This is a genomic window from Burkholderia sp. RF4-BP95 (assembly GCF_001521985.1).
GTDB classification, from domain to species: domain Bacteria; phylum Pseudomonadota; class Gammaproteobacteria; order Burkholderiales; family Burkholderiaceae; genus Burkholderia; species Burkholderia diffusa.
Genome location: NZ_LOSX01000073.1, coordinates 197,449 through 216,434, shown reverse-complemented (window position 1 = coordinate 216,434; position 18,986 = coordinate 197,449). Strand labels below are relative to the sequence as shown.

General features: G+C 67.9%; 20 protein-coding genes. 13 read left to right on the top strand and 7 right to left on the bottom strand.

Annotated elements, in window-relative coordinates; all coding sequences use genetic code 11:
* The first annotated feature begins 1,029 nt into the window (after positions 1 to 1,029).
* A complete protein-coding gene (locus WS46_RS25375) occupies positions 1,030 to 1,299 on the top strand; it encodes a hypothetical protein (RefSeq protein ID WP_059692200.1) in 270 nt (89 codons plus the stop codon).
* A gap of 92 nt (positions 1,300 to 1,391) precedes the next feature.
* Positions 1,392 to 2,876 (top strand): carbohydrate porin, encoded by a 1,485-nt coding sequence (locus tag WS46_RS25370; protein ID WP_059692133.1) that lies wholly within the window; start codon positions 1,392 to 1,394, stop codon positions 2,874 to 2,876.
* 91 nt (positions 2,877 to 2,967) lie between these two features.
* Here the strand turns inward: WS46_RS25370 and treA are convergent, their stop codons facing one another.
* On the bottom strand, positions 2,968 to 4,683 hold the full coding sequence (treA, locus tag WS46_RS25365) for an alpha,alpha-trehalase TreA (RefSeq protein ID WP_059692132.1): 1,716 nt from the start codon (positions 4,681 to 4,683) through the stop codon (positions 2,968 to 2,970).
* A gap of 331 nt (positions 4,684 to 5,014) precedes the next feature.
* Between treA and WS46_RS25360 the strand changes: the two genes are divergently transcribed.
* A complete protein-coding gene (locus WS46_RS25360) occupies positions 5,015 to 6,403 on the top strand; it encodes an MFS transporter (protein ID WP_059526783.1) in 1,389 nt (462 codons plus the stop codon).
* 348 nt (positions 6,404 to 6,751) lie between these two features.
* Positions 6,752 to 7,963 carry a winged helix-turn-helix domain-containing protein gene (locus tag WS46_RS25355; RefSeq protein WP_059692131.1) on the top strand — a complete coding sequence of 404 codons (1,212 nt, stop codon included), beginning with the start codon at positions 6,752 to 6,754 and terminating at the stop codon, positions 7,961 to 7,963.
* Between the two features lie 95 nt (positions 7,964 to 8,058).
* Here WS46_RS25355 and WS46_RS25350 read toward each other — a convergent pair whose 3' ends face one another.
* The gene (locus WS46_RS25350; RefSeq protein WP_006751720.1) at positions 8,059 to 8,277 is read right to left on the bottom strand and encodes a DUF1653 domain-containing protein; all 219 of its coding nucleotides are present in this window, start codon (positions 8,275 to 8,277) and stop codon (positions 8,059 to 8,061) included.
* 55 nt (positions 8,278 to 8,332) lie between these two features.
* Positions 8,333 to 8,776, bottom strand: a complete 444-nt coding sequence (locus WS46_RS25345) for a GNAT family N-acetyltransferase (RefSeq protein WP_059526789.1) — start codon at positions 8,774 to 8,776, stop codon at positions 8,333 to 8,335.
* Positions 8,777 to 8,928: 152 nt separating this feature from the next.
* Here WS46_RS25345 and WS46_RS25340 point away from each other — a divergent pair, with 152 nt between their 5' ends.
* Complete coding sequence (locus tag WS46_RS25340) at positions 8,929 to 9,189, top strand: type II toxin-antitoxin system Phd/YefM family antitoxin (protein WP_059526792.1); 261 nt, start codon at positions 8,929 to 8,931, stop codon at positions 9,187 to 9,189.
* Entirely contained in the window at positions 9,186 to 9,452 is a 267-nt protein-coding gene (locus tag WS46_RS25335; RefSeq protein ID WP_012366508.1) for a Txe/YoeB family addiction module toxin, read from the top strand. The genes WS46_RS25340 and WS46_RS25335 overlap by 4 nt, the downstream gene beginning before the upstream one ends.
* A gap of 30 nt (positions 9,453 to 9,482) precedes the next feature.
* On the opposite strand, the gene WS46_RS25330 is transcribed toward WS46_RS25335, so the two are convergent.
* Positions 9,483 to 9,668 (bottom strand): DUF4087 domain-containing protein, encoded by a 186-nt coding sequence (locus tag WS46_RS25330; RefSeq protein WP_059526795.1) that lies wholly within the window; start codon positions 9,666 to 9,668, stop codon positions 9,483 to 9,485.
* Positions 9,669 to 9,743: 75 nt separating this feature from the next.
* Here WS46_RS25330 and WS46_RS25325 point away from each other — a divergent pair, with 75 nt between their 5' ends.
* On the top strand, positions 9,744 to 10,367 hold the full coding sequence (locus WS46_RS25325; protein WP_059692199.1) for an HAD hydrolase-like protein: 624 nt from the start codon (positions 9,744 to 9,746) through the stop codon (positions 10,365 to 10,367).
* A 370-nt stretch (positions 10,368 to 10,737) separates the two neighbouring features.
* Positions 10,738 to 11,310 carry a DUF4142 domain-containing protein gene (locus WS46_RS25320; protein WP_059526798.1) on the top strand — a complete coding sequence of 191 codons (573 nt, stop codon included), beginning with the start codon at positions 10,738 to 10,740 and terminating at the stop codon, positions 11,308 to 11,310.
* Between the two features lie 98 nt (positions 11,311 to 11,408).
* Here WS46_RS25320 and WS46_RS25315 read toward each other — a convergent pair whose 3' ends face one another.
* Both WS46_RS25315 and WS46_RS25310 read right to left on the bottom strand, forming a co-directional pair.
* Positions 11,409 to 12,014 (bottom strand): GNAT family N-acetyltransferase, encoded by a 606-nt coding sequence (locus WS46_RS25315; protein ID WP_059692198.1) that lies wholly within the window; start codon positions 12,012 to 12,014, stop codon positions 11,409 to 11,411.
* A 61-nt stretch (positions 12,015 to 12,075) separates the two neighbouring features.
* The gene (locus tag WS46_RS25310) at positions 12,076 to 12,990 is read right to left on the bottom strand and encodes a LysR family transcriptional regulator (RefSeq protein ID WP_059692130.1); all 915 of its coding nucleotides are present in this window, start codon (positions 12,988 to 12,990) and stop codon (positions 12,076 to 12,078) included.
* Positions 12,991 to 13,042: 52 nt separating this feature from the next.
* Here WS46_RS25310 and lysA point away from each other — a divergent pair, with 52 nt between their 5' ends.
* From lysA to WS46_RS25285, 5 genes are all read left to right on the top strand, one after another.
* Positions 13,043 to 14,338: a diaminopimelate decarboxylase gene (gene lysA, locus WS46_RS25305; protein WP_257130056.1), complete on the top strand. Its 1,296-nt coding sequence runs from the start codon at positions 13,043 to 13,045 to the stop codon at positions 14,336 to 14,338.
* A gap of 357 nt (positions 14,339 to 14,695) precedes the next feature.
* A complete protein-coding gene (locus WS46_RS25300; protein WP_059692128.1) occupies positions 14,696 to 15,307 on the top strand; it encodes a ribosome-inactivating family protein in 612 nt (203 codons plus the stop codon).
* Between the two features lie 20 nt (positions 15,308 to 15,327).
* Positions 15,328 to 15,969, top strand: a complete 642-nt coding sequence (locus WS46_RS25295) for a hypothetical protein (protein WP_059692197.1) — start codon at positions 15,328 to 15,330, stop codon at positions 15,967 to 15,969.
* A gap of 59 nt (positions 15,970 to 16,028) precedes the next feature.
* On the top strand, positions 16,029 to 17,141 hold the full coding sequence (locus tag WS46_RS25290; protein WP_059692127.1) for a hypothetical protein: 1,113 nt from the start codon (positions 16,029 to 16,031) through the stop codon (positions 17,139 to 17,141).
* 1 nt (position 17,142) lies between these two features.
* A complete protein-coding gene (locus WS46_RS25285; RefSeq protein ID WP_156443183.1) occupies positions 17,143 to 18,195 on the top strand; it encodes a hypothetical protein in 1,053 nt (350 codons plus the stop codon).
* Between the two features lie 101 nt (positions 18,196 to 18,296).
* On the opposite strand, the gene WS46_RS25280 is transcribed toward WS46_RS25285, so the two are convergent.
* A complete protein-coding gene (locus WS46_RS25280) occupies positions 18,297 to 18,980 on the bottom strand; it encodes a response regulator transcription factor (protein ID WP_059526814.1) in 684 nt (227 codons plus the stop codon).
* Positions 18,981 to 18,986: the final 6 nt, after the last annotated feature.

Sequence of the window (18,986 nt, the reverse complement as noted above, 5' to 3'; positions counted from 1 at the left end):
CCGCTTGGTGGGCGCGGGGCCAGTCCGGGGCCTGAACGACGTGTCAGGCTAGTCGGCCGGATTGTCCCTGCGACCCGGGTTCAAAAGGGTCTGTTGGTGCAACGGGCATATGGGACAACTGTCACTGTCGTTCACGGCGGCTCCTGTGCGGTGTTCCGGAGAACACGATTGACCGCCGCGCGGCGCGGGCCGCCGTTCGGGTGCATGCGAAACGCATGCGCGAACGCGGCCGCGCGCCGGGCGGCGGCGAAACCGGAGGGCGCATGCGCAAACGCATCACGCTAACCGGCGCGAATCAGGGTGCACGTAGGGAGTTGCTGCGGAATACTGCTGCGCGCACCGTTTGCCTGGATGACAAACGGCGGCTTCGATGAGGCGCGGACGTCGGTCGCTCAGGCGGAAATTTCGTTCAAAGATCGACTACTGCAGGCGTCCAAGGCGGCGGCCCCAAGAGTGAAGATGCCGGATTCTATGGACCGGCCGAAACGGAAGTCAACCCTCTGGCACGCCCTCCGGGGAATATTTTTTCCGTCCCCTACACGCTGAAAGATTCGCGCCCGGAATGACGCGCCGCAACCTTTCAACGCGTCGCACGGCGCGCGCCGCCGATGCGTGCGAGCAACAGTCGCCGCGTGCCGCCGGCGGGCGGTCGCGCCGGGTGTCGGCGGCTCGCGCGCGGTGCTGCTGCCGACGCAATACGCGCAACGCCGCTGCTTTTTTACTTGCACCGCAGCAAAGCTCGCGACTACAATCCGCCCCAATTCATCAAGGGAGTCCCTTCGTGGACACATGCTCCAGTTGCAGTTCGATGCCGGTCCAGGCCGGCCAAGCCATCGCGAGATAGCAGCCAGACGCATGTCATTCGCCGCTAGCTCGCATTCGTCGGGTTAGCGCGCTTCCCCCGGTGCCGGCACAGTCGGCCCGTCCGTCGCACGCTCCGTTACGTTCCAACCGCCGATCGCAGGTCGCGTCATGCACCCGCGCTCGATCACGTCGTCCGGCATGTGCCGGACCGGACGGAGGTTCGTCATGTTCTTTCAATCGTTCGCGGCCAGACTCAAGCGACTCATCCACGTCGCGTCCGACCGCTCGTTGGTTTCGGCTGTTTCGCCGCTCGTCCACGCGTTCGGCAACTGGCGCGGCAGCGCCCTCGCCCACCTGCCGGAAGCGCCGCGCCCGCTCGACTGCGTGCTGGTCGGTGCGATGGCGGCCGCCATCGCGCTCGTCGCGCTGCTCTGCACGGGCGCGTCGCGCCTCGGCTTCGCGCACGTATGGCGGATCGGGGGCTGGCTGCCATGAACGGCAATGCGGAACGCGCCGCCCGTACCCGCGCCATCGCTTCACGTTTCCATTTCTTCAGTCAAGCTAATCAATCAAACAACGGAGCCCGCATGAAGAATCGCTTCGAATCCGCACCGCGTACACCGCGCCTCGATGCGCTCGCCGCGTTGCTGTTGTCGCTCGCCGCCGCGCCCGCGTTCGCGCAATCGTCGTCGCCGGCCGCCGCGGCCGAGCCGGCGCCCGGCGTCAGCGACGCCGCCCCCGCACCGGCCGCCGATGCTGCCGCGCCCGCGCCCACCGGTTTCTGGGAGCGCTCGAACCTGTTCGGCAACATGGGCGGCCTGCGCGACGTGCTCGGCGATCACGGCGTCACGCTGAACCTGCAGGAAACCAGCGAATACCTGTACAACGCCGCGGGCGGCACGCAGCGCGGCGGCGCCTATCAGGGCCTCACGCAATTCGGCTTCAACGTCGATACGGAAAAGGCGGTCGGGCTGCCGGGCGGCACGTTCAACGTGTCGGCGCTGCAGATCCACGGCACCAACCTCACGCAGCGCTATTTGCAGACGCTGCAGACCGCGACCGGCATCGAGGCGAATTCGACCACGCGGCTGTGGGAGCTCTGGTACCAGCAGGCGTTCCTCGCCGGCAAGGCCGACGTGCGGGTCGGCCAGCAGAGCGTCGACCAGGAATTCATGGTGAGCCAGTACGCGGCGACGTTCATGAACGCGACGTTCGGCTGGCCCGTGCTGCCGTCGACCGACCTGCCGTCCGGCGGCCCCGCGTATCCGCTGTCGTCGCTCGGCGTGCGGCTGCGCGTGAAGCCGGCCGACGCGTGGACCGCGATGGTCGGCGTGTTCGACGGCAACCCGGCCGGCCGCAGCGACGGCGACGCGCAGGTGCTGAACGCGCACGGCACCAACTTCAATCTGCGCAGCGGCGCATTCGTGATCGGCGAACTCCAGTACGCGCTGAACGCGCCGTCGGCCGACCCGAAGGCGCCGCAACCGGCCGGCCTGCCGGGCACGTATAAGCTCGGCTTCTGGTATCAGTCGCAGCACACGAACGATCCGCGCCTCGGCACCGACGGGTTGTCGCTCGCGAATCCGGCCAGCAACGGCATCCCCGCCACGCATCGCGGCAACTACGGTTTCTATGCGGTCGCGGATCAGATGGTGTGGCGGCCGTCGGCGGACAGCCCGCGTTCGGTCGGCGTGTTCGCGCGCGTAATGGGCGCGCCAGGCGATCGCAACGTCGTCGATTTCGCGGCGAATGCGGGGGTGACGCTCAAGGCGCCGTTCAAGGGCCGCGACGACGATACGGCCGGCATCGCGATCGGCTACGCGAAGATCGGCTCGCATGCCCGTGCGCTCGACGGCGACACCGGCACGTATACGACACCCGGCTATCCGGTGCGTCGCGCGGAAACGGTGATCGAGGCGACCTATCAGTACCAGGTCGCGCCGTGGTGGCAACTGCAGGCCGACGTGCAACACTTCTTCCGGCCGGGCGGCGGCATCCCGAACCCGAACGCGGCCGGCGCGCGCATCGGCGACGAAACGGTGGTCGGCGTGCGCACGACGATCACGTTCTGACACCCGCGCATGCGACACGGGCCGGACTGCCGCGCGCGCGGCGATCCGGCCCGTGTCCGTTTACGTGCGTGCCTGCAACGCATGCGGCCCGTCACTCGCCATACAGCCCGAGCAGTTTCAGCGTGACGCCGTTGGTCCAGCCGAAGCCGTCCTGCAGCGGATATTCGCCGCCACCGCCGCCGCCCGCGCCGGCCCCTTCGACCACGTACTTCTCGACGAGCTTGCCTTCGGTCGCATACACATGCTTCACGTCGGCCAGGAAGCGCGTGCCGATGTCCTTCGCGAGCGCCGGTTCGCCGTAGCGGCGCAGCCCGTCGATCGCGATCCACTGCAGCGGCGCCCAGCCGTTCGGTGCGTCCCATTGCTGGCCGGTGTTCTCGGTCGTCGTCGCGAGGCCGCCCGGTTGCAGCAGCGTCTTGCGCACCTCGCGCGCGGTCGCCTTCGCGCGTTCGGGCCACGCGACGCCCGCGAACAGCGGATACAGTGCGGCGGCCGTCACGCCGTCGCGCGCCTTGCGCAACTGCCAGTCATAGTCGCCGTAATAGCCGCGGCGATTCCACAGATAGTGGTTGATCGCCGCCGCGCGCCGCGCCGCCCGTCCGGAAAAATCCGCCACGCACGCGATGTCGCGCGTGACCGCGCAGCCCTTCACGATCGTCGTCTCGAGATGGAACATCAGGCTGTTCAGGTCGACCGGCACGATCGACGTCGTGCGGATCGTCGCGAGCGTCTTGCCGTCGCCGAACCAGCGCGAGCTGTAGTCCCAGCCGCTTTCGGCGCCCGCGCGCAGGTCGCGGTACACCTCGTTCGCGGGACGATTCGGCACCGCCTTCGCGGTCGTCACGTCCTCGAGATACGACTCGTCGCGCGGTGTGTCGCTCGCGTCCCAGTAGCGGTTCAGCACCGCGCCGTCCGGCATCGCGACCACGTTGCGCGCGGCCTGCCCGCGCGGCGTCGTGGTTTCGCCCTGCATCCAGTACGCATGTTCCTTGCGCAGCGCCGGCAGGTATTTCTGGTAGACCTTGTCGCCTTCGACCTGCGCGGCGAGCGTGACCATGTAGGCGAAGAACGGCGGCTGCGAGCGGCTCGCGTAATACGTGCGGTTGCCGTTCGGGATGTGGCCGACCGTGTCGATCAGATACGCGAAGTTGTCGAGCATGTCGTCGACGAGATCCTCGCGCCCCGACACCTGCAGCCCGAGCATCGTGAAATAGGTATCCCAGTAGTAGCCTTCGCGGAAGCGGCCGCCCGGCACCACGTACGGCTTCGGCATCGCGATCAGCGAACTGTACGGCGGCACCGTCGTGCTGGTGCGCGTGAGCTGCGGCCACAGCCAGTCGATGTGCTGGCGCAGCGTCTGGTTCGCGGGCGGCGTGACCCCGCCTTCCGGCGGCGGCGTGAAATGCTGGTCGACGAACGCCTTCAGCGAGAAGCCCGGCTGCGACTTCTGTTGCTGATACAACTGTACGATCGTCGCCGGATCGGTGTTGGGCGTCGCGTCGACGAAGGTCTTCTGGTCGGGATAGATTTGCGCCGTCTGCACGGCGACGAACAGGTCGCCGTAGAGCTGGCTCGGCGGCGGCAGCAGCGCGCCGGAAGCCGGGCTCGCGAGCGTCGCCGTGGCGGGCGCGGCGGACTGGCTGCCCGCCTGCAACGCGGCCTGATTTGCGCTGTCGGCCTGCGCCGCGCAACCGGCGACGGCGAGGTAAGCGACGGCGAGGACGGCGGCCCAGCGCAGACGCGGCGCGGGAACGGGCGGATGCGAGGCAGGATGCGATGCGTTCGATGCGGCACGACGTGGCGTCATGACGTGTCCCCTCCTTTCGATGACGAATGGTTCGGCAGGGGTCTCGTTCGCGCGTGCGCTCGTCTCGATGGCCGTCGATCGATGCGCGTCGTTGTATTACGCAGATGAGTTCCGACTGTCGCACGAAACGCGCATCGCACGCAAGTTTCGCGGCGGCCACCGCGGGCGCGCGTCATGTGTCATGTCACGAATCGCATCCGGCATCGCAGTCGTCCCTTCTTTCACACGCGGTAACAGGAACGACTGTTGCAACATGCGGAACAACCGTTGTCTCGCGTGACGCAACGACCACATTGTGGGCATAATGGCGCCTTTACCGCGCGCCCTGCCCATGTCGCCCGTCTTTCTAGCACCGCTCATCGTTGCCTGTGCGTTGTTCATGGAAAGCGTCGACGCGAACATCATCGTCACCGCACTGCCCGCGATGGCGAGGGACTTCGGGCACAATCCCGTCACACTGAACATTGCGATCACGTCCTACGTGGTCGGCCTCGGCGTATTCATCCCGATCTGCGGATGGCTTGCCGACCGCTTCAGCGCGCGCTCCGTCTTCCGCACCGCGATCGGCATCTTCGTCGCCGGCTCGCTGATGTGCGCGGCCTCCAACTCGCTCGGCGTGCTGACGTTCGCGCGCTTCGTGCAGGGCGTCGGCGGCGCGATGATGGTGCCGGTCGGCCGGATCATCATCTTCCGCGCGGTGCCGCGCTCCGATCTCGTGCGCGCGATGAACTACCTCGCGATTCCCGCGCTGTTCGGGCCGACGCTCGGGCCGCTCGTCGGCGGCTTCATCACGACCTACCTGCACTGGCGGATGATCTTCTTCATCAACGTGCCGATCGGCATCTACGGGATCTACCTCGCGAGCAAGCACATCGCGAACACGCACGAGGCCGATCCCGGCCCGCTCGACTGGTTCGGATTCCTGCTGTCGGCGAGCGGCGCCGCGCTGCTGCTGATGGGCCTCACGCTGATCGACGGCTCGCTCACGTCGCGCGGCAACGCGCTCCTGATGTGCGCGGCCGGCGCGGCAATGCTCGCGCTCTACGTGCCGTATGCGCGCCGCAAGACGCGTCCGGTGCTCGACCTCAGTTTCCTGAAGATCCCGACCTACCACGCGAGCGTGGTCGGCGGGTCGCTGTTCCGCATCGGCCTCGGCGCGGTGCCGTTCCTGCTGCCGCTCGCGCTCCAGGAAGGCCTCGGGATGAGCGCGTTCCACTCCGGGCTGATCACCTGCGCATCCGCGCTCGGCGGCGCGGTGAGCCGCTCGACGGCCACCCATACGCTGCGCCGCTTCGGCTTTCGCACGGTGCTGATCTACAACGCCGCGTTCGCCGGGCTCGCGATCGCCGCCTACGGCGTGTTCCATCCGGGCATGGCGACCTGGGCGATCTGGACGATCGTGCTGGTCGGCGGCATCTTCCCCGCGCTGCAGTTCACGAGCCTGAATTCGATGATCTACGCGGATATTTCGCAGGCCGATGCAGGCCGCGCGACGAGCCTCGGCAGTGTCGTGCAGCAGATGTCGCTCGGGCTCGGCGTGACGGTCGCCGGCCTGGTGCTGCACGTGTCGCACTGGCTGCAGGGGCATCAGACGATGGTGTGGTCGGATTTCTGGCCCGCGTTCGTCGTGGTCGGGCTGTGTTCGTTCGCGTCGATTCCGATCACGCGACGGCTGCCGCCCGGCGCCGGCGACGAAGTCGCGCGCGGCAAGCGGCAATGAACGTGCTGGCTGGAGAGGGAAAGGCAGGCGGCGGAAGAGCCGGAAAACAAAAAAAATCAGCGGACATCCACACGGGGCCGGTGCACAGCCGCATGGATGTCCGCTCAGGGCTCCGGGTCTCTCGTTGGGGGTTGAGAATCCCGGATCTGCTTCCTGCGTGCCATGGACATATGTGCGTCGGAAGCCGAATCGTTGCGCGCACATTTCGTCGCGCCATGACTGCACTATAGGGAAAGTCGCGCCGCGCATCTGTCAAGCATTGTCAGACGCGTTGCATGCATGCATCGCGCACGTGCGCCGCTTTCGCGCTAAAGTGGTGCCCGACCGCCACCCTCAGCCGCCGTTCCGATGCTTACGCTCTCGCCCGCCGCCGCCCGCGCGCTGCATCTCGCCGCGCAGGGCCTGCTGACCCCGCCCCGCCGCAAGGCCACCAAGGCCGACGTGCTCGACACGATCCGCCGGATGGCGCAGTTGCAGATCGATACCATTCACGTCGTCGCGCGCAGCCCGTATCTCGTGCTGTTCAGCCGCCTCGGCGACTTCGCCCCGCAGTGGCTCGACGAACATCTCGCCGAGGCGCGCCTGTTCGAATACTGGTCGCACGAGGCGTGCTTCCTGCCGATCGAGCAATTCGGGCTGATGCGCTACAAGATGCTCGATCCGTCGGGAATGGGCTGGAAATACGCGGCCGAATGGCACGAGCAGAATCGCGCGGACATCGACCGCATGCTCGCGCGGATTCGCGACGAAGGGCCGGTGCGGTCGGCGGATTTCATTCGCGAAGACGGCGCGAAGGGCAACGGATGGTGGGACCGCAAGCCCGAGAAAAGACACCTGGAGGTGCTGTTCACGACCGGCGACCTGATGGTATCGGAACGCCGCAACTTTCAGCGGATCTACGACGTGCGCGAGCGCGTGCTGCCCGACTGGGACGATGCGCGCGACCTGCCGCCGCGCGACGCGGTGCTGCCCGCGCTGCTCGACTACACGTGCCGCGCGCTCGGCATCGTGCGCGCGGACTGGGTGGCCGATTACTACCGGCTGCCGCGCCGTTCGTACCGCACGGAGCTCGAGCGGCTCGCGGAGGCGGGCGAGCTGATTCCGGTGGAGATCGCGGACTGGAAGGAGCCCGCCTACGTGCATCGCTCGCTCGAGGCGCTGCTGCCGGCCGCCGCGGACGATACGCTGCGCTCGACCGTGACGACGCTGCTGTCGCCGTTCGATCCGGTGGTGTGGGACCGGCGGCGCGCGTCGACGCTATTCGGGTTCGACTACACGATCGAGTGCTATACGCCCGCGCACAAGCGGCGCTACGGCTATTTCTGCCTGCCGGTGCTGCATCGCGGCCGGCTGATCGGGCGCGTCGACGCGAAAGCGCATCGCGCGCTCGGCACGTTCGAATTGAAGGCGGTGCATGTCGAGCCTGGCGTGCGGTTCGGCACGGGGCTCGCGGCCGACGTCGCGAAGGCCGTGAAACGGCTGGCGGCGTGGCATGGCACGCCGGAGGTGACGGTCGCGCACGCGCCGCCCGAATTGTCGAAGGCGCTGGCCGGCGCGTAACGCCGGCGGAACGGCGACTGGCAACGGGCAACGGCGACGCGCGTGCCGCCTGCGATTGCGCGGCGGCGCGCCGGTCTCCCGCCCCCTGCCACGACTCAGTCGCGCAGCTTGCGAAAGCGCGGGGTGCCGTCCGGCAGGTTCTCGTTGAACATCGCTTCCGGCCGCACCCACAGGCCGCGCGCATGCGGCCACAGATGCTCGTACACCACCACCGATTCCTCGGTTTCGGAATGACGGGCGACGCCGATGTAGCGATACAGCCCGCCCTTGTAGTGACGATGCGTGGCGAGCTGTTCGGCTTCCTGTTCGGTCATGATCTGCTTCCCTTCGGCAAAAACGAAAGCGCGTATTGTATGCGCTCGCCGCGCGTCAGCGTTTCGCGTAGATGTCGGGGCGGCGAATCTCCATCAGCCGCTCGGGATTCGCGGACGGCCCGAAGCCGACCGGCCGGTACAGTTCGTGCGCGTCGGTCGTCACGAGCATGATGCGGCGCAGGCTCCGCACCATCGGCTGCGCGAATACGTGGTCGATCAGCGCGCGGCCATAGCCGTTGCCGCGGTCGGCCGGCAAGACGAAGACATCGCACAGGTACGCAAACGTCGCGTGGTCGGTCACGAGCCGCGCGAACCCGACGAGCCGGTCGTCCACATACGCGCCGAAACACAGCGAGCCGTCGATCGCGCGCTCGACGACATCGCGCGGAATCCCCTGCGACCAGTACGCATCGCGATGCAGGAAATCGAAGATCGCGTCGATGTCGAGTTCGCGCTTGTCGGTGGAAAATCTCAGCGTGGCGGGAGTGGCTGCGGGCACGTCGGCTCTCCGGTCAGGGCGGGGGCGGAGCAGCAACGATAGCGCGGTGCGGGGTGGGCGACAAGCGACGCCGAGCCGACATGTACAACAATCCGTACAGAAAATGCGCCCATGTTATACTTGTACAATTTCAAGTACAAGTTGAGAAAATCATGCGCACCATTCACTTTTCGGATGCCCGCGGCAATCTGAAGACGGTCATCGATCAGGTTGTCGACGACGCTGACGTGACGCTCATCACTCGTCGCGACGCGCCGAACGCAGTCATCATGTCGCAGGAATACTACGACAGCCTGATGGAGACAGTTCATCTGCTCCGCTCCCCGGCCAACGTCGCTCATCTCGAACGCTCGATCGCGCAACTGCGCAAGGGCAAGACGAAAGAGCACAAGCTGGCGGGGGACGATGAATGAGCGTACGCCGCGTGCTCTTTACTTCCGACGCATGGGACGACTACGTTTATTGGCAAGGGCAGGACCGCAAGACACTCAAGCGCATCAACCAGCTCATTCGCGAAGCCCAACGGACGCCGTTCGAAGGCATCGGCAAACCTGAGCCGCTGAAGGCCAATCTGTCCGGGTTCTGGTCGCGCCGCATCGACGATACGAACCGTCTGGTCTATGAAGCGGACGATCTTCAGATCAGCATCGTGTCCTGCCGCTACCATTACGCGTAGTGCCAATCCCGCCTCCGTCCCCGCCGCCGCTTATGAAGCCGGCAACGCCCGATCGGTCTTGCAGCGCTTCAACGGGAGCGGCCGGGCCACCACGATCCGCGTCACCTCGCGGGTGCGCGGGTCGATTTCCAGGTCAAGGCATGCGCAGCCGTAACCGTGCATCCCCTCGTTGGTGACGACCCAGCCGCGCGACACCCCCGGCGTCTGCTCGACCATCCCGCCTCGCCCCGGGCACATCCGGCTCGATTCGGTGATATCGTCACCGGCTCAATGAACTCGCCGCATCGCTTCATGCCCTATCGACTCATCGCGTTCGACTTCGACGGCACGCTCGCCGATTCGCTCGACTGCTTTCTCGCGGCGCTGACGGAAGCGTCGCGCATGCACGGCTTTCGCGACGCGACGCCCGAACTGCGTCCGGCGCTGCGCGGCATGTCGGCGCGCGAGATCATCCGCGCGCTCGAGGTGCCGATGTGGAAAGTGCCGCGCGTGACGCTCGACATGCGCCGGCTGATGCGGCCGCGCATCGCGCACGTGAAGCTGTTTCCCGGCGTCGACACGACCTTCGACGCGCTCGCCGCGCGCGGCATCCGCATCGCGATCGCGACGTCGAACAGCGAGGACATCGTGCGCGACCGGCTCGGCCCGCATGCGAGCCGATGCGTCGATACGTTCGCGTGCGGCATTCCGCTGTTCGGCAAGGCGCGCCGGCTGCGCGCGCTCGTGCGCGAAACGGGCATGCAGCCCGACGACGTGCTGTATGTCGGCGACGAAATCCGCGACGCCGACGCGGCGCGCCGCGCGCGGATCGCCTTCCAGGGCGTCGCGTGGGGTTACACGGCCGCCGATGCGTTGCAGGCGCATTGCGCGACGCCGTTGCTGCCGCGTCTCGACGCATTGCTCGATCGCGTGTGAGGACGCAGCGCGCATCGCGCGTTCGATTCGACGTATCTCGTCGCGAAATAATCGACGCGTTTCCTGCGCAAGACGATGAAACGCCGATGACACGCGCACGCAAAAATTGCCGCCACGATGCGCGCGACAGGTACGCCCTACCTGCCCGCTCGCACCCGCATCGATTCGTCTTACCAACCGTTACACAAACCACAGCGCGGTTGCACCTGCTACCCGAGCGCTCTCCTAGAATCAGTCGGGCCGGGAAACACTTCGAACGCCGCCGCGGCAGAGCGGCCATCGAATCCGGCCCGGGCGCGCCCGGTCTCTCGCACAGCTGCGGATCATCCGATCCGCCCGTTAATCAGAGCCCCGATAGAAAGGAGGTCCCATGAACCGCTTTCCCCACATCTCGCGCCTTGCACTGTCTGCCGCTGGCCTGCTTCTCGTCGCCGTGACGGCGACCGCGCAAACCGCGCAGCCGGCGCCGTCCGCACCGGCCGCCGCCACGCAAACGCGCATCCACGAAGCCGACCAGGCTTTCATCACCGACGGCACGAAGACCGTGTCGACGCAGCACGACGCCGCGCGCATCGCCAATTCGCGCACGTCGGACAGCCAGGTGAAGGCGTTCGCGCAGCGCGTGTCGACCGACGACGAGAAGATCATCCAGGCGATGCGCGCGGCCAGCCCGCGCGGCGTCGACGTGCCGGCCAACGATCCCGACACGGCCGTGCTGGACAGCATCAAGAACCTGCGCGGCGCGGAATTCGACAAGGCATACATCGAGCAGGTCGCGCTCGCCGGCCAGCAAAAGACGATCTCGGCATTCCAGGCTGAAATCGCTTCGGGCCGCGATACGAAGCTGAAGGAAGTCGCACGTCAGGCGCTGCCGATCCTGCAGGCGCACTACGCGGACGCGCAGAAGCTTGCGCAGCGTCACCACCTCGCATCGGCGCAGTAACGCGATGCCCCGCCGCGCATCGCGCGCGGCTCCCCGCTTCCCCCTCGTCGCGTCGCCGCCCCTTCCGGCGGCGCGACGCCAGCGGCACCCGGTTCGCGTCAAGTCGCGAGCTTCGCCCGCAACCGCTCGCGCACGTCCGGCCATTCGTCGTCGATGATGCTGAAGCGCACCGAATTGCGCTTGCGGCCGTCGGGCATGATCCGCTCGTGTCGCACGATCCCTTCCTGCTTCGCGCCGAGTCGCAGAATCGCCGCGCGTGACTTCTCGTTCAGTTCGTCGGTCGTGAACTGCACGCGCACGCAGTGCAGCGTGTCGAACGCGTACGAGAGCAGCAGCCATTTCGCCTCGGTATTCGCGCGCGTGCGCTGCGCCGATTCGCTCAGCCACGTATGACCGATCTCGAGCTTGCGATTCTTGCGGTCGATCTTCCAGAAACGCGTGCTGCCGATCGCGCGGCCCGACGCCCGATCGACGATCACGAACGGCATCACGGTGCCGGCCGCGCGACCTTGCAGCGCCGTGTCGATGTAGGCGTCGACCGTGTCCTCGCCCGGCACGACCGTGACCTTCAGATTCCACAACCGGCCGTCCGCCGCCGCATCGAGCAACGCCTGCCGGTCGGATGCCTCGAGCGGCCGCAGTACGATGCGCTCGCCGGCGAGCGTCGGTTGTTCGAGTTCGAGGGAAGAGGAAGCGTCGGTCATGACGGGTTGCGTTTCCATGAAGATGACGAGGAGGCTGACCCGGCGCGCAGCGAAACGCCCATCATACGGGCAGCGCGGCGAGCCGTTGGCGAATCGCGTGCGCTTCGCCGCGCAGCGCTTCGGCGAATGCGTCGACGAGCAGGCTCTTCGGCCGGTGCTCCGGCACGATCACGCTGACGCGATACGGAAACGAGCGCGTGAGCGGCCGCACGTGCAGGTCGCGCCCGACGAAATCGAGCGCGGTCAGCGGGTTGACGATCGCGGCGCCGAGCCCCTGCCGCACGAACGCGCACACCGACACGGCCGACGGCGTCTCGACGACGGAACGCGGCGCGACGCCGAGCTGCGCGAACGCCTCGTCGATCAGGATCCGGTACGGGTCGTTCAGCGACAGGCTCACGAACGGGCGATCGGCGAGATCCGCGAGATCGATCGCCGGTTGCGCGAGCAGCGGATGGCCGTCCGGCAGCACGCATACCTCGTCGACTTCGAGCAATGGCGTGAGGACCGTGCCGGCCGGCGCGATGTCGTGTTCGGTCAGCCCGAGATCGTAGCGCTGCGCGGTCAGCCACTCCTCGAGCACCGGCGACTCCTGCGTCGCAACCGACACGCTGACGCCCGCATGCGCGTCATGGAAACGCCGGCAGGCGCCGGGCAGGATCGCGTGCGAAAACGCCGGCAGCGCGATCACCGACAACTGCCCGTCGCGAAACTCGCGCAGCCGCGCGGCCGTCGCCGCGACGCGCTCGAGCCCCACATACGCGAGCCGCACGTCGTCGAACAGTGTGAGCGCGGCCATCGTCGGCCGCAAGCGCCCGTGCGAGCGCTCGAACAGCGCGAAACCGATCACCTGCTCCATGCGCGCGAGCTCGCGGCTGATCGTCGGCTGCGACGTATAGAGCATCTCGGCCGCGCGCGTCGTGCTGCCGGTGACCATCAGCGCGCGGAAGACCTCGATGTGCCGGTGTGTGAGCATGATCGTCTATATCAGAAATGAATCGAATCTTGATAAACAGGCATTTTACTGTATAGCCGTTCAGGCGCATCATTCACGCTATCCGTTCAATCGATCCGATTCTTCCGCCATGTCCCTCGATTCCCGCCAGCTCGCGGCGCTCGCGCAGCAATACGGCACCCCGCTGTGGGTGTACGACGCCGACGTCATCCGCGATCGCATCGCCCAACTGCGCCAGTTCGACGTGATCCGCTATGCGCAGAAGGCGAACTCGAACCTGCATATCCTGAAGCTGATGCGCGACGAAGGCGCGTGCGTCGACGCCGTGTCGCTCGGCGAGATCGAGCGCAGCCTCGCGGCCGGATTCAGTCCGGCAGGCGAACCGGAAGGCGTCGTATTCACGGCCGACCTGATCGACCGCCCGACGCTCGCGGCCGTGCTGAAGCACGGCGTGACCGTGAACGCCGGCTCGCTCGACATGCTCGCGCGCGTCGGCGAGCATGCGCCCGGCCATCGCGTATGGCTGCGCGTGAATCCCGGCTTCGGCCACGGCCACAGCAACAAGACCAACACCGGCGGCCCGCAAAGCAAGCACGGCATCTGGATCGACGACGTGCCGCGCGCGATCGAGATCGTGCGCCAGTACGGGCTGAAGCTGGTCGGCATCCACATGCATATCGGCTCGGGCGTCGACTACGGCCATCTGTCGCAGGTGTGCGACGCGATGGTCGACCTCGTCACGACGCTCGGCCACGACATCGAAGCGATCTCCGCCGGCGGCGGGCTGTCAATTCCGTATCGCGACGGCGAGCCGCGCGTCGACGTCGGCCACTACTTCAGCCAGTGGGACGCCGCGCGCAAGCGGATCGAACGGCATCTCGGCCATGCCGTGCGCATCGAGATCGAACCGGGCCGCTTCCTCGTCGCGGAAGCCGGCACGCTCGTCACCGAAGTGCAGGCCGTGAACCGCCGGCCGAAGCACGACTTCGTGCTGATCGACGCGGGCTTCAACGACCTGATGCGTCCGTCGATGTACGGCAGCTACCACGCGGTGTCCGTGCACGCGCACGACGGCGCGCTGCCCGCCGGCCGGCCGCTCGTCGACATCGCGATCGCAGGGCCGCTGTGCGAGTCCGGCGACGTGTTCACGCAGGACGCGGGCGGTGTGGTCACGCACCGCAAGCTCCCGCAGCCGCAGATCGGCGACCTGCTGTTCCTGCACGACGCGGGCGCATACGGCGCATCGATGTCCTCGAACTACAACAGCCGGCCGCTCGCGCCGGAAGTGCTCGTCGATCGCGGCACGCCGCGGCTGATCCGCCGCCGGCAGACGATCGACGAACTGCTTGCGCTCGAAACGTTCGAGTAACACGCGCATTCGCGCCGCGTTCGACGAACCGGACGCCAACGGCCAGGCTTGCCGCGACCGGCATGCCTGGCCGTTTTGTTTTTCGGCGCGCTGCGCTCATGCTGTCCGGCAACGCACGAAGCGCGCCGCCGACGTTGCCGATCTTCCACACGCAGTCGCCTCGCCCCTTCGTCGCCTGCGTCGACCCGATCCGACACCCGCTTCCCGGGTGTTCGGTCACGCGCCGGACCATGACTTCCGCCGCATTGTTCGCCCGCCGCGCGCCGCGCACAGTGGCCGCACGGCAGCGCATTCGCTTCGACCCGCGCGCCGTCTCGACGGCCGAGCGACGCCGGGTCATCGACAGGAGCGAACATCGTGCGACTTCGACTCACCACCGGCAGTGACTATCAGGACGACCTCACGGCGCTGCGCGACGCGATCCGCCGGAACGGCACGCGCGCGACGCGGCAAGCCGTCGACGTCGTGATCGGCGACGACACCGGCGCGCCGCGCGTGTCGCTGCTGCTGAACCTCGCGTGGCAAGCCGCGAAGAACGGGCCCGCCGTCGACGCGTCGCTGTATACGCTCGGCTTCGTCAGCCAGGGCGGCACCGCCTTCGTGTTCGACATCCGGCCGTTTCCGGGCGGCACGCCGGCCGGTGCGGCAACGCTCGGCGGCGACGGTTCGTACGGCTGGCTCGGCTACGCGACCGATCCGTTGCCGACGATCAATCCGAGCAACCTCCATCAGGCCGTGTGGACGCTGTCGAAGCTCAAGCCGGCGGACGCGTCGAAACCCGCACCGTTCAAGCCCGATCTCACACGGCTCGTGATCGCGTTGTCCGAGGCGCTGCGCTTCGCGCGCACCGAGCATGCGATCGCCGGCCTGCTCGACGGCACGCTCGCGACCTATGCGCCGAACGACGATCGCACGGCCTGCTTCAACAATTGGGCGGCGAAGGGTTTCCCGCTCGGCGACCCGTCCTGATGCAGACGAAGGAGCCATTCATGTCTGGACTCGACTTCAACACGTCGCTGCGCTGGGAAACGTTCGTACTGGGCCTGATCGCGAATGCCGGCGATACGCCACGCGCGGGCAAGCAGCAGACCGGCTGCGCACTGCCGATGTACGTGATTCCGTTCGCGCGGCTCGACGCGCCGCCCGAGTTGCGGGCACTGATGTCCGAGATCGCGACGTCCGCGCGCGTCGTCGATCGCGGTCCGCCCGGGCGCCATATCGGCGGCGACGTGCTCGGCGCGATGCGGCAGATCCACCAGAACGTGCCCCGCTATCTGCCGACCTTCACGTACGGCACGCAGACGGACCCGTTCGACGGGCTCACCGAACGCGCGAAGCTGTACGAACGCTATGCACGCACGTTCAAGGCGAATTCGAGCGGTCGCGGCGGCGGCACGCAAACGACCGGCTACGTCGAATACACGGCGGGCACGAACGCACTGTTTCGCGGCGGCAATCGCGCGCGCATCGCGTTCGACTACGTGTTCGGCCGCCTGTACTTCTCGCCGATCCATTACGAAACCTGGGTGCCCGGCACGCTCGATCCGGGCCCCGGACAAACCGTCGCCAAGGTCGTCGACGGGCCGTACGCGAACCCGTGGTTCTGGATCACCGACATCACGTCCGTGTGAAGCCAAGGCGACGCGGCCTGAAGCGCTGCACCGCCGTCATCGAGGAAGAGGAATCCATCATGAAACAAGCAGTCCGAATCGTTTCCGTGCGCCACGCGTGCGACTGCAAGCCCTTGCGCGCGCCCGACGAAGCACTCGACGCGTATGCTGCACGCGTGCAGCGGGTCGCGCTCAATCACCTGAGCGGTGCGCTGTCGAGCGCGTTCGAAGCCGTCCGCCGCGACGCGAAAGATGACGATGCGCGCTGCGTCACGTTCGTCACCGCGCCCGAGTTCTACTGGAACGTGCCGTGGGGCGCGCTGCACGACGTCGACGAACTCCATGCGCTGGTCGACCTGCAGCTCGACCCCGTACGGCGCGCGATCGGCGCGGTCGCCGAACGCTTTCCGGTGCATCGGTACGGGCAGATCGTGTTCCTGCCCGGCACCGTCGCGATGCTCGTCAAACACGAGACGGCGGCCGACGTGCCCGATGACGGCCCGCTCGTCGGGCCGTACGTGTCGCTGAATTTCACGTTCGCGACGACCAATTTCCTGCCGCCGCTCGCGCGCGACGAAGACGGCGACGGCGACGGCGACGCATCGCGCCGCGCGGCGATCTGGCCGAAGCGGCACACGTCGTGGATCGACTACGGCGAATCGGTCGACGCGCTCGACACGCCGTTCACCCACACGTTTCGGCTCGGCGACGGCACGCTGGTCGAGGTGCTGAAGACGAGCGACGTATCGCCGCAAAGCGCAACGGCCGAGGCGCCGCCGTCGTCGCCGTACCAGGGGCCGCGCCTGTCGGACAGCTTCGACAACCGGCTCGGCGACGCGCCGCCGTTCGGCATCGACATCTGCCTCGACTTCCTGAAATGGCGCCAGCATCCGGGCAACGACGTCAAGCCGCCGCATCTCGACGACGGCGCGCTCGTGCTCGACTTCGTGCTGTCGTACGGCGTGAATCCGACCGATCGCGCGTTCGACGTGCCCGACTCGCTGCAATACATCGCTCACAACGACGGGCGCCTCCGCAAGGAGGTCGCCGTGTTCGCGGTCGACCGCGCGCGGACACACTGGCAGCGCGTCGCCGAAGCGCCGTGCGTGCGCCACCTGTCGAGCGCGGACCGCGAACGCGTCGCGATCCACGCGTTCGACGTGGACGTGCCGGACGCGGACGGCGCACCGTGACATGGGCGCCCCGCGCTTCGGACGCTGGCGCGCGCGGCCGGCGATGCCGGAGCCGACACGCGCACCGGACGATCTTGCCGCGCAGCTGTGCGACGAATGCGAGGCGATGGCGCGCTATGCGCTCCATCACGGGCTGCCGATCGAGCCCGAACTCGTCGCGCGGCTGGCGGCGCTGATCGCGGCCGCCGGCTCGGCCGCCCCGTCGGCCGGCGCATCGCCCGCCACGCCGCTGACGCCCGCGCAGCAGCAGGCGCTCACGGCGATCCACCGCAAGCTCGCGACGCTCGTCGCGCCCGCGACGCCGCAGGCCGTCACGTTGCTCGACATGCACCGGCGCCAGGCGCATCCGTTCGCGTGGCTGGGCCCGGTGCCGCTGATCCGGCTGCTGACCGGCTCCGCGCTCGGCTTCCTGCTCGCGGTCGTGCTGACGAGCCTGTCGCCGCACGTGTCGGGCGAGAACATCGAGCGTGGCTTCCTGCAATCCAACGGCATGCAGCTGCTGTGGAACACGACGTTCCTGCTGTGCTGCGCGGGGCTCGGCGCATCGTTCGCCACGCTGTTCCAGGCACACCACTACGTCGCCGCGTCGACCTACGATCCGAAATATGACGCATCGTACGGCGCGCGGCTGATTCTCGGCGTGATCGCCGGCCTGATCATCGTCCAGATGCTGCCGGCGCAGTTGTTCGCACAGGGCAGCATGCACAACTTCGGACGGCCGGCGCTCGCGATGCTTGGCGGCTTCTCGGCGACGGCCGTGCATCGCGTGCTGCAAAGGCTCGTCGAAACGCTCGAGACGCTGGTGCAGGGCGACCGTTCGACCGACGTCGGCGCGGCGCTCGCCGCGAATCGCGCGCGCGCCGCCAGCGAACGCGCGCAGTGGCAGGGCGAACTGGCGGCCAACCTGCTCGATCTGCAGCAATCGCTCGACGGCGCGGCGTCCGCCGAGGTCGTGCGCGCGCGCCTCGCCGAATTCACGCGCGCGATGCTCGCGGCCCACCCCGCGCCGTCGGCCGCGGACGATCCGCTTCCGCCCGACGCGCCCCGGCAGTAGCGCGACGCGGCGCTGGCGCGCCGTTCGCGGCGCCGCGCGCAGCCGGCCTTCGCCCGCCGCGCGCTCGCACGCCGGCCCGGCCGATGCGTCCGTCGCACGCATCACCCCGGCGAACTGCAAACGGGCGCGAACGCGAATGCCGCCGGCTCGGATGGCACGTGGCGCGCGAGCCACAATGCGGCCTCGGTCCGGTTGCTCACGCCGATCTGGCGGAACAGCGCATACAGATGGTTCTTGATCGTGCCCTCCGCGACATTCAGTACACGGCAGATCTGCTTGTTCGACTTGCCTTCGGCCAGCAGCCGCAGCACCTCGCGCTGGCGCGGCGTCAGACGCTCGAATGCGCGATCGTCCCCGGCCGGCGCGCCGCCCGGGCGCGCCTGCGTCGCGCCGCCGTCGTTCGGCGGCACGTAGATCGCGCCGGCCGCGACCCGGCCGAGCGCGTCCGCGAACTCGTCGGCGCTCGCGTGCCGGTCGATGATGCCGGCCGCCCCCGCCAGCAGCGCATCGGCAATCGTGCGGCGGCACACGACGGCCACCACGCACAGCCACGGCGCGCCGGCGAACGTCTCGTTCAGCACGCTCGGCCAGCTCGGCCGCGCGGCCTGCTCGCCGCATTCGATCGTGATCGCCTCGACCGTCCCGGGCAGCAACGCGTCGCGCAAGCGCAAGACGTCCTCGGGACGGCGGGCCGACCACACATGCCAGTCGACATCGCGTTTACACAGTACGTCCGCCACGCCCGCGACGAATAACGGCGGGCTATCGATCATCAGAACGTTCATTGCGCG

What these genes read in the sequence shown, in the direction of transcription:
- WS46_RS25280 (WP_059526814.1), bottom strand. Translation starts at nt 18,980, where the DNA reads ATGAACGTTCTGATGATCGATAGCCCGCCGTTATTCGTCGCGGGCGTG.
- WS46_RS25310 (WP_059692130.1), bottom strand. Translation starts at nt 12,990, where the DNA reads ATGCTCACACACCGGCACATCGAGGTCTTCCGCGCGCTGATGGTCACC.
- WS46_RS25285 (WP_156443183.1), top strand. Translation starts at nt 17,143, where the DNA reads ATGGGCGCCCCGCGCTTCGGACGCTGGCGCGCGCGGCCGGCGATGCCG.
- WS46_RS25375 (WP_059692200.1), top strand. Translation starts at nt 1,030, where the DNA reads ATGTTCTTTCAATCGTTCGCGGCCAGACTCAAGCGACTCATCCACGTC.
- WS46_RS25320 (WP_059526798.1), top strand. Translation starts at nt 10,738, where the DNA reads ATGAACCGCTTTCCCCACATCTCGCGCCTTGCACTGTCTGCCGCTGGC.
- WS46_RS25325 (WP_059692199.1), top strand. Translation starts at nt 9,744, where the DNA reads ATGCCCTATCGACTCATCGCGTTCGACTTCGACGGCACGCTCGCCGAT.
- WS46_RS25350 (WP_006751720.1), bottom strand. Translation starts at nt 8,277, where the DNA reads ATGACCGAACAGGAAGCCGAACAGCTCGCCACGCATCGTCACTACAAG.
- WS46_RS25315 (WP_059692198.1), bottom strand. Translation starts at nt 12,014, where the DNA reads ATGACCGACGCTTCCTCTTCCCTCGAACTCGAACAACCGACGCTCGCC.
- WS46_RS25330 (WP_059526795.1), bottom strand. Translation starts at nt 9,668, where the DNA reads ATGGTCGAGCAGACGCCGGGGGTGTCGCGCGGCTGGGTCGTCACCAAC.
- WS46_RS25355 (WP_059692131.1), top strand. Translation starts at nt 6,752, where the DNA reads ATGCTTACGCTCTCGCCCGCCGCCGCCCGCGCGCTGCATCTCGCCGCG.
- WS46_RS25340 (WP_059526792.1), top strand. Translation starts at nt 8,929, where the DNA reads ATGCGCACCATTCACTTTTCGGATGCCCGCGGCAATCTGAAGACGGTC.
- WS46_RS25370 (WP_059692133.1), top strand. Translation starts at nt 1,392, where the DNA reads ATGAAGAATCGCTTCGAATCCGCACCGCGTACACCGCGCCTCGATGCG.
- WS46_RS25290 (WP_059692127.1), top strand. Translation starts at nt 16,029, where the DNA reads ATGAAACAAGCAGTCCGAATCGTTTCCGTGCGCCACGCGTGCGACTGC.
- treA (WP_059692132.1), bottom strand. Translation starts at nt 4,683, where the DNA reads ATGACGCCACGTCGTGCCGCATCGAACGCATCGCATCCTGCCTCGCAT.
- WS46_RS25295 (WP_059692197.1), top strand. Translation starts at nt 15,328, where the DNA reads ATGTCTGGACTCGACTTCAACACGTCGCTGCGCTGGGAAACGTTCGTA.
- WS46_RS25335 (WP_012366508.1), top strand. Translation starts at nt 9,186, where the DNA reads ATGAGCGTACGCCGCGTGCTCTTTACTTCCGACGCATGGGACGACTAC.
- WS46_RS25360 (WP_059526783.1), top strand. Translation starts at nt 5,015, where the DNA reads ATGTCGCCCGTCTTTCTAGCACCGCTCATCGTTGCCTGTGCGTTGTTC.